This window comes from bacterium (genome assembly GCA_026398675.1).
Classification (GTDB): domain Bacteria; phylum RBG-13-66-14; class RBG-13-66-14; order RBG-13-66-14; family RBG-13-66-14; genus RBG-13-66-14.
Genome location: JAPLSK010000096.1, coordinates 1 through 8,990 on the forward strand (window position 1 = coordinate 1; position 8,990 = coordinate 8,990).

Consider the following 8,990-nt stretch of genomic DNA (forward strand, 5'->3'; position numbering starts at 1 on the left):
GCATGTCCCCTCTGCCTTCCAGGGAGAGGGCTAGGGTGAGGGTCAAGGTTGGGAATATAGAAAACGCGGCGGCCCGCGGAGGGGCCGCCCTACATCATCGCAACTAGGGGTGAGGGCTGCCTTAGAAAAAAGCGGCGGGGATTAAAATCCCCGCCCTACATTTTATCCCCTCTCCCTTCCAGGGAGAGGGTTAGGGTGAGGGTAGGGAACGTAAAAGCGGCGGCCCATAGAAGGGCCGCCCTACGTCGGAACGAGGAAGGCTAGAAGCTCGCCTTGATGGCGCCCCAGGAGGTCTCCGTTACCTCGTCGCCGTAGTCGATTAATAACCAGTCGTACAGATCGTTAAAGGTTTCCTCGAAAAAGGCAGAGTCCCCGCCGGAATAGCAGCCGAGCGAAGCGTAATCATCCGCACCCACCGGGTGAAACCAGGTGTCGAAATTTACAGTGACCGCGTTTGCGTTTCTGACCCAAAACCAGGGCGAGAAGGTCTCGGCTTGGTACGGCGACCCCGGATGGGCGGCGGAGTCGCACTGCCAGTTCGTGCCGGACATGTCCCCGGTGGCGTGGTCGGTGTCCGTCTCCCACTCACCGGAAAGGCCATGTTGGTCCTGATACCAGCCGCCGCTCTCGAAATCCTCGATGCCGTAGCCCCCCGCCTGCCGGGGCAGGACGCTCACCCCGTCGGCGACGAGCTCCATGTTGTCCACCGCCCACCATCCCTGGGCGTCCAGGTTGGTGCCGTACTCGAAGGACAGGCAGTTCATGGTGTCCTCCGGAAGGACGCTAGCGATGAAGGTCTGATGGCCGGTCACGTCTTCGGTCGCGTCCCAGGTGAAGATGTTGGTGTAGTCGCCATCCCCCCAATTAACGCCGTCTATCCTTATGGTATAGATGCGGATGCCCTTGGCCACCCCCGTCTCATTGGATGTCCACCCGATGCTGATTCCCAGGTCTTTACAGCCGTAGTAGTCGTCGAGGGCGGTGGTGAAAGCGGTTACGCCGCCGGTGTTGCCCTCGAATGTGCAGAGCTGGTAGTATTGGATACCGTCTTGGAGGGCAACCTCGGCGTAATCGCCCTCGTCGGCGGTCTCTAGGGAGTATTGAATTGATATGCTGACGCCGTCGTAGCCGCAGAGGTTGATGTTCTGGCCCACGTACATCATGCCGGCCGCGTCGTTGGAGCCGTATACGAACAGGTCGTCGCGGACGCAGCCGACTCCCGCGCCCGGTACTATCCGCCAGTGGGCGTTGTACTCCGAGGGTGGCGCAGGCCCGACGGACACGGCGTCGCCCGCCAGGCACGACACGACGGCCAGAACGGTCAAGAATACGAGGGTTCTCATCCCGTTTCCTCCTCAAAAAGATTGAGTAACCTCAAAAGGGTTACTCGACTTCGTACATTTTTATGTCACGCGGAAAGCTATGGGGATCAGCTTTGTTCCAGAAGAAATCGCTGCTCGAGCCCTGCCATCTGCTATTGCCTTCCTCGAACCAGGCGTCGCAGGCATACCAGGCCGTGTCCAGCTGGTTTAAAAGGAATTCGTAGTAGCCGGTATCTTCGTCCGAAGTCGTCGTGTAGATGTAAGTGGTGTAGGGATTAGCGTAGACGTGACGAAGCCCTACTTCGGCCTCGTGGGGGATCCCGTAAATAGCCGAGATCATTTGGTAGGTGATGCCGTAAACGATGTAATCAACCCTGTCCGCCAGGGGGTCGTCATCCCCCGCCGACAGCCCGTCCGAGCAGGCGGTCAGGGCCGCAAAGAGGAGGACTACCACCCCTCCCCCGAGTATCAGCAACTTGCGCATTTTAACCTCCGTTAGTGGGACTTATCAATTGCACCAGTTAAACTAGCACATAAAAAGGGGCTCGGCAAGGGTCGGTTAAAGAAATTTTGGATGAATTTTCGTTTAACAAACACGGGGCTTAAACCCCTTGTTTCTACGCGAAAACTGCGGGGATAGAATCCCCGCCGCTATACCCCCCCTCCCTAACCCTCCCCCCAAAGTGGGGAGGGGACTCGGCGGCCCTGGTCAACGCTTTACGCGTTCATCTCAAAAACATGCCCAACCGCCGTTGACCTGTGATAAAATAACCGTCGGTATCAACTCCTGGATTGAATCAGGGGTGGGGGATTTGTTGTCCCGCCGCCCGCGAGGCCAATTTACCGACGAAAGGGAGGTACGTTGATGAAGATTCTGAACATGGTGCTCATCCTGGTCTTTGTCTTTGCCGCGGGGGCCCTGGCGGCGGAAAAGACGGTTTACCTGGAAGACTTCGACGCCTCGTGGTGAGGCTACTGCCCCATTATGCGTGAAGCTTTCACGCATCTCCGCGCGGATTATTCCGAGTCTGACCTCACGATGGTCTCCAACCACTGCGGCGACGGCTACGCCAACGATTACACCAACTACCGCAAGAGCTACTGCTCCGTCACCGGTTACCCCACCGCCATGGTGGACTACATCTACAAGCTCGTCGGAACCTACTCCACCTGGCAGTTGGACTACGACTGGCTCAAGACCCGGATAGACATGCAGCTCGCCAAGGAGTCCGAGGCCACCCTGGACCTCAACTACTTCCCCATCGGCGACGAGGTTTATCTGGAGACCACGGTGAACCTGGAAGACGACATCTCGAACGAGTGGTGGGTGTGGATGGTCGTGTACCAGGAAATGTGGGACACGTATCCGCTGGTGGTCCGCGCCGGCGATACCACGCCGGCGGTGCTCCAGATTTCCGGGTCCGGCGAGAGCGACAGCTACTGCTGGGGCTTCGACCCCACCGGCTGGGACACCGAGCACCTGGTGGCCGTCTGCTTCCTGGAAAAGAACTCCGGGGACAAAGAGGTCGTGCAGTCCATGCTGATCCACCTGGACCTGGGCAGCATGCTTGACACACACGAGCCCATCGTGGAGGACATCGACCCCCAGAACGGCGAGGACGATGTGCCGATTGATGCGAGCATCGAGTTCACCCTGCGCGACGACTCGGGGATAAACCTGGACACGCTGGACTTCTCCGTGACGGACGACACGCTTTCCAGCGGCCGTGCGCTCACCCCCGGCGGCCACTCCCTCTCCGCCGGCTTCACCCGCAGCGGTGATATCTCCGGCGTAATGGACATTGACGACTCCGACCCCCAGTCCGTGGTCTGCACCTTCACCCCGGACGACGAGTTCGGCTACGAGGCGACCATCACCTGCACCATCGCGGCGGGGCTGGAGGACGGCCTGGGCATTCCCACCAGCGATGACTTCGTTTGGAACTTCATCACCGAGGAGTGGGTCAGGATTCAGACGACGACCTGGGGCGCCATCAAGGCCCAGTTCTAGCCGAGCGTTGGGATTCGTAAGGGCGGGTTTTGGCCCGCCCTTTTCGTTGGTAAAAAAGTCGAGGCGGGTGTCCACACCCGCCCGCCCCTCTCCCTAGCCCTCCCCCCAGAGGGGGGAGGGGACCGCTGCGACCCTCACCCTAACCCGTAGGCGAGCCTCTCCCTGGAAGGGAGAGGGGACATGCAGCAGCCCTCACCCCAGCCCGCGCCTCGTTGCGCTGACGTAGGGGCGGGTCTCGTGGCCCGCATGTTCTTCACCCCTCACCCTAGCCCTCCCCCCAAAGGGGGGAGGGGAAATTCACCCCGCCATGCGCACCAGCTCCACCACCGCGTCGTACACCATCTGCAGCCCGATGGTCAGCGTGATGAGCCCCGAGAGCCGGATGCTCACGTTGACCACGTTGCGGTTGATGACCTTCTGCAATAAAAGGGTCAGGCGCATGAGCCCCACGTTGAGGGCGATGGCGGCGCGACCACGGCCAGCGCGAAGAGCTCGCCGGAGTTGGCGGCGATGGTGACCGACTGGGCGAAGGTGGCCGGTCCCACGATCAACGGCACGGCGAAGGGGACCACCTTCAGCTCGCCCAGGTCCTGGTCGCGGCGCAGGTGGAAGGTGACCCCCCGGCTCAGGCGCATGTAACCGATGCCCGACAGGACCAGCCCCCCGGCCAGCCGCAGCGTGGCCACGTCCACCTGGAAGACGACCTTGAAGAGGAAGCTCCCCGTCCCGGCGATGAGCGCCGTGATCAAGAAAGCCCACAGGTTCCCGAGGTAGATGAGCCGCGACACGTCCCGGTCCGGGTGCTCCCGGGCGATGGAAAGAATCAGCATCATCTGGCTCACCGGGTTGATGATGATGACCAGGAAGATGAGCTGGAGGAAGAACTCGTTCATCTACCCTCCGAGGAGCGTTTCGCGCAGGAGCTCGAACAGGGGGCGGAGCCGGTCTTCGGCGGGCGCGTCGCCGGGGTCGGTTCCCACGGCGAACCCCGGCCCGCCGGCTGGGATGATGAAGGCCGATAGCCCCGTGAGGCGCGGCGCGGGTCGCAGCCAGTCGTCCAGGAGCACCGCCGCCGGTCCGCCGGTCCCCCGGGCCAGCTCCGCCAGCTCGTCAATCCCGAAATGCTCGACGAAGCCGGCCAGGCGGAAGCTCCCCGAGGCGGCCCACACCGCCCCGTCGCCCTCCGCCCATCCATCGGCGAGCTCCCGGACGAGGCAGCGGTTGGTGGTCCCGAAGGGGACGACTTCCAACCCGGTTTCGGTCAGCACATCGGCCAGGCGCCGACCGTCGGCCAGGGTCAGCTTCTGTCCGCGGCAGAGCCAAACGCGCCGCGCCCCGCTTATCGAAAAAAACGCGGCCAGCCCCCGCGCGGGATCGCCGCATGCAACTATATCCCCGAGGGGCAGGCCGTAGAGCTCGGCGGCCAGGAGGGTCGTCAGCACGGGGAGCTTCTCCCCGGACGGCCGGCCCAGCAGGTCCCGGCCCCAACGGACGGCTTCGGCGGCCGACTCATTCACCGGCCCCGGACGGAGCGCCAGGCGGCAGAGTCCCGACAGAAGCCCGCCGGGCAGAGCGCCCAGGTCGGGCTCCAACTCGACAGCCCCGCGACGCACGGCGTCCACGCTCGGGGGGTGCGCCATGGGTAAGCCTCCTTGGGATTACTCTACCGTTTGGGGGTCCTTTTGTCAAACTGCACCCGCCCGTGGGGGGCCGGTCGAGCTTGACTATCCCCGGGCGAGTTGCTAAACTCCGTCTGTTTTTACGCGGATGCAACCGGCGCGGTTTTTCGGGTCGGGGTTCCGCATTGCCGGCATCGTGCCCATGCACCGGCCCGCACAAAACAAGAGCGATTCCACCGAAACCGTCTTCCGCAGCGGATTTGTGGTACTCCTTGGGCGCCCCAACGTCGGCAAGTCCACCCTTCTCAACACCCTGTTGGGCGAGAAGGTCGCACCCGCCACCCCCAAGCCCCAGACCACGCGCCGCCGCCTGCGTGGCGTCCTCACCGCCGAGGGCTACCAGGCGGTCTTCGTGGACACGCCGGGCTACCACCGGCCGAAGGACGAGCTCGGGCGCAGGATGATGGCGACCACCCGGAGGGCGCTGACCGACGCGGACGCCGTCCTGATTGTGGTGGACTCCACCGACCTTGGGCCGGCCGACGGCGAGCTGGGCGACCTGGCCGCGACCACGGGGAAACCGTGTTTGGTCGCCTGGAACAAGGTTGACCTTCCGCGCTCCGGCCCCCTTCCCCGGCGGCTGGGGGGCGGTGACGTCGAGGCGTTTCCGGTCTCGGCCCTCACCGGCGCGGGGCTCGAATCCCTCCTCGGCCGCCTGGTCGAGATGCTGCCCGTCGGGCCGCCGCTCTACGACGCCGACCAGCTCACCGCCGAGACCGAGCGCGAGCTGGTGGGCGAGTTCGTGCGCGAGCAGGCGATGCTCGTACTGCGCGAGGAGCTGCCCTACGCCCTCGAGGTCCACCTGGACGCCTTCGAGGACCGGCCGGGCGGCCACACCTACATCGCCGCCACCCTCTTCGTCGAGAGGAAGAGCCAGGTGGGGATAGTCGTGGGGGCCGGGGGGTCCGTCCTGCGCGGAATCGGCAGCCGGGCCCGAAGCACCGTGGAGACCTTTCTCGAACGGCGCGTGTACCTGGACCTCTCGGTCAAGGTCCGGCCCAAGTGGCGGCGCGACCCCGCGGCGCTCGACGGGTTCGGATATGGCAGGAGCCGATGACGGGCATGGGCAAGAACAACCACGGCGACAAACCGGTGCGCATCTTCGAGGAGTGGTGCAAGGGCTGCGGCATCTGCGTCGCCTTCTGCCCCAAGGGCGTGCTGGTGCTGAACCATCTCGGCAAGGCGGAGATAGCCCACATCGAGAACTGCCTCTACTGCAAGCTCTGCGAGATTCTATGTCTCGATTTCGCTGTCACCGTCAGGGGCAAACCCGAGGCGGAGAAAGCCGATGTCGAAGAGTAAGAACCTGCAGTTTTACTCGGGCAACGAGGCGATAGCCCACGGCGCGCTCTACGCCGGGTGCGACTTCTTCGCCGGCTACCCCATCACCCCCTCTACCGAGGTGGCCGAGATAATGGCCCTGGAGCAGCCCAAGCGGGGCGGCTCCTTCATCCAGATGGAGGACGAGATAGCCTCCATGGCGGCCATCGTGGGGGGGGCCATGGCCGGGGCCAAGTCCATGACCGCCACCAGCGGACCCGGCTTCTCCCTCATGCAGGAGAACCTGGGCTACGCGGCCATGATAGAGGCGCCCTGCGTCGTGGTGAACGTGATGCGCGGCGGGCCCTCCACCGGACTGCCCACGAAGGTCGCCCAGGGCGACGTCATGCAGGCCCGCTGGGGCACACACGGCGACCACCCCATCATCGCCCTTTCGCCCGAGAGCGTCCTCGAGTGCTTCACCCTCACCGTGGAGGCCTTCAACCTCGCCGAGCGGTTCCGCACCCCGGTGATTCTTCTGGCCGACGAGATGATAGGCCACATGTACGAGGTCATGGGAGTCCCCGAGCCGGGCGAGCTTCACGTGGCCGAGCGCGAGATCGCCGAGCGCCCCGCCGAGTGGTACCGCCCCTTCGAGCTCACCGCCCACGGCACCGTCCCCCTCATCCCCTTCGGCGAGGGCTACCGCTACCACGTCACGGGCCTGACCCACGACGAGGACGGCTTCCCCACCGGGGTTCCCTCCGAGTGCGACCGGATGCTCCGCCACCTGTGCGCGAAGCTGGACAAGCACCCCGAAATACAGATGACGGAGCAGGTGGACCTGGACGACGCCGACGTGGCCGTCGTGGCCTATGGGTGCACGGCCCGTTCCATGCGCCGGACGCTCTACGCCGCCCGGCGGGCGGGCATCAAAGCGGGCATGCTCCGGCTGAAGACCATCTGGCCGCTCCCGGAGAAGGCCATTGACGAGGTCTGCGACCGTGTGGGGCTCCTGGTGGTCCCCGAGCTCAACCTGGGGCAGCTCGTGCGCGAGGTGGAGCGCGTCAACCGCGGCCGGGCGCGCATCCTCCAGGTGAATCGCGCCGACGGCGAGATATTCAACCCCTACGACGTCGCCGACTTCCTGATCCGGACCTACCGCGGATTCCGCGAGAAGGGCGAGACCGCGGAATTCCTCTTCTGACGCTACACGGGGGAGCCTTGTCGCAAAACCCGAAATCCGTCGTCCTTTCGTACCTGCGCCACCGGAAGAAGTTCCCCACGGTGTGGTGCCCCGGGTGCAGCCTGGGCATCATCATGGGGGCCCTCATCCGCGCCGTCCACAAGCTGGGGATAGACAAGGACGACGTCGCCTTCGTCTCGGGCATCGGCTGCACGGGGAGGATGCCGGTCTACACGGATTTCAACACGCTCCACGGCACCCACGGCCGCGCCCTGCCCTTCGCCACCGGGATCAAGATGGCCAAGCCCGGGCTCAAGGTGATAACCGCCATGGGGGACGGCGACGCCACCGCCATCGGGGGCAACCACTTCATCCACACCTGCCGGCGCAACCTGGACCTGACCGCCGTCATCGTCAACAACTACATCTCCGGGATGACGGGCGGGCAGTACTCGCCGACGACCCCCACGGGCCGGCGGGCCTCCACGGCGCCCTACGGGATGATCGAGCCGACCTTCGACATCTGCAGCCTGGCCCAGGCGGCGGGGGCGACCTTCGTCGCGCGCACCACCAGCTACCACGCGGCCGCCATGACCGAGCTCTTCGCCAGGGCCATCGAGATGCGCGGATTCGCCGTGGTCGAGGTCATGGCCCACTGCTACACCACCTACGGTCGGCGCAACCGCTACGTGAGCCCCGTGGAGATGATGGAGGAGGAGAAGAAGCTGGCGGTGCCGCTGAAGGCCTTCGCGAAAATGAAGGAGAAGGACCCCGCCCACGCGCTCAAACCGGGGCAGTACCTCACCGGCGTGTTCTGCGACGACGAATCCCGCCCCGAGTTCACCCAGGTTTACGCCGCGCTTTGCCGACGGGTTCAGGGGGGTTGAGTTGGCCGGTATCCATTCGCACCACGGCGTGAAGATGACGGTGGTCCGCTTCGCCGGCTCCGGCGGCCAGGGCCTGATGACCTCGGGGCGCATCCTGGCCCAGGCGGCGGGGCTCTACGGCGGCCGCACGGTGCTCCAGACCCAGAGCTACGGCCCGGAAGCCCGCGGCGGCGCCGCGAAGAGCGAGGTCTGCATCGCCGACGCCCCCATAGACAACCTCAAGCCCACCCGCATTGACGTCCTGGTGGCCATGAACCAGGCCTCCTGCGACAAGCACTCCGGCGACCTCAAGCCCGATGGCATCCTGGTCGCCGATTCGAGCTTCGTGGACAAGCCCCCCCGCGAGGACGCCTTTTCCTTCCCCTTCACCTTCCACTGCCGCGACACCCTGGGCAACCCCGTGGTGGCCAACATCATGTCGCTGGGGTACATCCTGGTCCTCACGGAGGTGACGAGCCGACAGGCGCTGACGCGGGCGCTCACCGACAACGTGCCCCAGCGGTTCCTGGAGCTCAACCTGCGGGCGTTCGAGGAGGGGGAGCGGGAGGGCGAGAAGGCCCGGGCCGCCAGGGCCGGCCGGGAGGGATTCTGAACCCGGCGGATGAAGTCCGGCGGCGGCCGGGGCGCGGCAATCGAATGTCCGAG

The 8,990-nt window shown here is 64.9% G+C and carries 11 protein-coding genes; 6 read left to right on the forward strand and 5 right to left on the reverse strand.

Annotated elements, in window-relative coordinates:
• Positions 1–260: 260 nt before the first annotated feature.
• Together NTW26_02050 and NTW26_02055 are read right to left on the reverse strand one after the other, a co-directional pair.
• Entirely contained in the window at positions 261–1,343 is a 1,083-nt protein-coding gene (locus NTW26_02050) for a hypothetical protein (protein ID MCX7021055.1), read from the reverse strand.
• Positions 1,344–1,383: 40 nt separating this feature from the next.
• On the reverse strand, positions 1,384–1,806 hold the full coding sequence (locus NTW26_02055; protein ID MCX7021056.1) for a hypothetical protein: 423 nt from the start codon (positions 1,804–1,806) through the stop codon (positions 1,384–1,386).
• 501 nt (positions 1,807–2,307) lie between these two features.
• Here NTW26_02055 and NTW26_02060 point away from each other — a divergent pair.
• Positions 2,308–3,333: an Ig-like domain-containing protein gene (locus NTW26_02060; protein MCX7021057.1), complete on the forward strand. Its 1,026-nt coding sequence runs from the start codon at positions 2,308–2,310 to the stop codon at positions 3,331–3,333.
• A gap of 297 nt (positions 3,334–3,630) precedes the next feature.
• On the opposite strand, the gene NTW26_02065 is transcribed toward NTW26_02060, so the two are convergent.
• The 3 genes from NTW26_02065 to NTW26_02075 are packed head-to-tail and all read right to left on the reverse strand — an operon-like array spanning position 3,631 to position 4,973.
• Entirely contained in the window at positions 3,631–3,774 is a 144-nt protein-coding gene (locus NTW26_02065; protein ID MCX7021058.1) for a hypothetical protein, read from the reverse strand.
• The gene (locus NTW26_02070; protein ID MCX7021059.1) at positions 3,765–4,226 is read right to left on the reverse strand and encodes a hypothetical protein; all 462 of its coding nucleotides are present in this window, start codon (positions 4,224–4,226) and stop codon (positions 3,765–3,767) included. The genes NTW26_02065 and NTW26_02070 overlap by 10 nt, the downstream gene beginning before the upstream one ends.
• Positions 4,227–4,973 (reverse strand): hypothetical protein, encoded by a 747-nt coding sequence (locus NTW26_02075; GenBank protein ID MCX7021060.1) that lies wholly within the window; start codon positions 4,971–4,973, stop codon positions 4,227–4,229.
• 181 nt (positions 4,974–5,154) lie between these two features.
• On the opposite strand from NTW26_02075, the gene era reads away from it, so the two are divergent.
• Genes era through NTW26_02100 form a run of 5 tightly spaced genes read left to right on the forward strand, consistent with a single transcriptional unit; the run spans position 5,155 to position 8,937 of the window.
• Positions 5,155–6,069 (forward strand): GTPase Era, encoded by a 915-nt coding sequence (gene era, locus NTW26_02080; protein MCX7021061.1) that lies wholly within the window; start codon positions 5,155–5,157, stop codon positions 6,067–6,069.
• Positions 6,070–6,074: 5 nt separating this feature from the next.
• Complete coding sequence (locus NTW26_02085; protein ID MCX7021062.1) at positions 6,075–6,314, forward strand: 4Fe-4S dicluster domain-containing protein; 240 nt, start codon at positions 6,075–6,077, stop codon at positions 6,312–6,314.
• Positions 6,301–7,479 carry a 2-oxoacid:acceptor oxidoreductase subunit alpha gene (locus NTW26_02090; GenBank protein ID MCX7021063.1) on the forward strand — a complete coding sequence of 393 codons (1,179 nt, stop codon included), beginning with the start codon at positions 6,301–6,303 and terminating at the stop codon, positions 7,477–7,479. Before NTW26_02085 ends, NTW26_02090 begins: the two co-directional genes overlap by 14 nt.
• Positions 7,480–7,496: 17 nt before the next feature.
• Positions 7,497–8,345: a 2-oxoacid:ferredoxin oxidoreductase subunit beta gene (locus NTW26_02095; GenBank protein MCX7021064.1), complete on the forward strand. Its 849-nt coding sequence runs from the start codon at positions 7,497–7,499 to the stop codon at positions 8,343–8,345.
• Between the two features lies 1 nt (position 8,346).
• Positions 8,347–8,937 (forward strand): 2-oxoacid:acceptor oxidoreductase family protein, encoded by a 591-nt coding sequence (locus NTW26_02100; protein MCX7021065.1) that lies wholly within the window; start codon positions 8,347–8,349, stop codon positions 8,935–8,937.
• Positions 8,938–8,990: the final 53 nt, after the last annotated feature.

Bases quoted from the DNA above. Each gene is read 5' to 3' on its own strand.
- NTW26_02085 (MCX7021062.1), top strand. From the start codon at position 6,075: ATGGGCAAGAACAACCACGGCGACAAACCGGTGCGCATCTTCGAGGAG.
- NTW26_02060 (MCX7021057.1), top strand. From the start codon at position 2,308: ATGCGTGAAGCTTTCACGCATCTCCGCGCGGATTATTCCGAGTCTGAC.
- NTW26_02055 (MCX7021056.1), bottom strand. From the start codon at position 1,806: ATGCGCAAGTTGCTGATACTCGGGGGAGGGGTGGTAGTCCTCCTCTTT.
- NTW26_02075 (MCX7021060.1), bottom strand. From the start codon at position 4,973: ATGGCGCACCCCCCGAGCGTGGACGCCGTGCGTCGCGGGGCTGTCGAG.
- NTW26_02065 (MCX7021058.1), bottom strand. From the start codon at position 3,774: ATGCGCCTGACCCTTTTATTGCAGAAGGTCATCAACCGCAACGTGGTC.
- era (MCX7021061.1), top strand. From the start codon at position 5,155: ATGCACCGGCCCGCACAAAACAAGAGCGATTCCACCGAAACCGTCTTC.
- NTW26_02090 (MCX7021063.1), top strand. From the start codon at position 6,301: ATGTCGAAGAGTAAGAACCTGCAGTTTTACTCGGGCAACGAGGCGATA.
- NTW26_02050 (MCX7021055.1), bottom strand. From the start codon at position 1,343: ATGAGAACCCTCGTATTCTTGACCGTTCTGGCCGTCGTGTCGTGCCTG.
- NTW26_02070 (MCX7021059.1), bottom strand. From the start codon at position 4,226: ATGAACGAGTTCTTCCTCCAGCTCATCTTCCTGGTCATCATCATCAAC.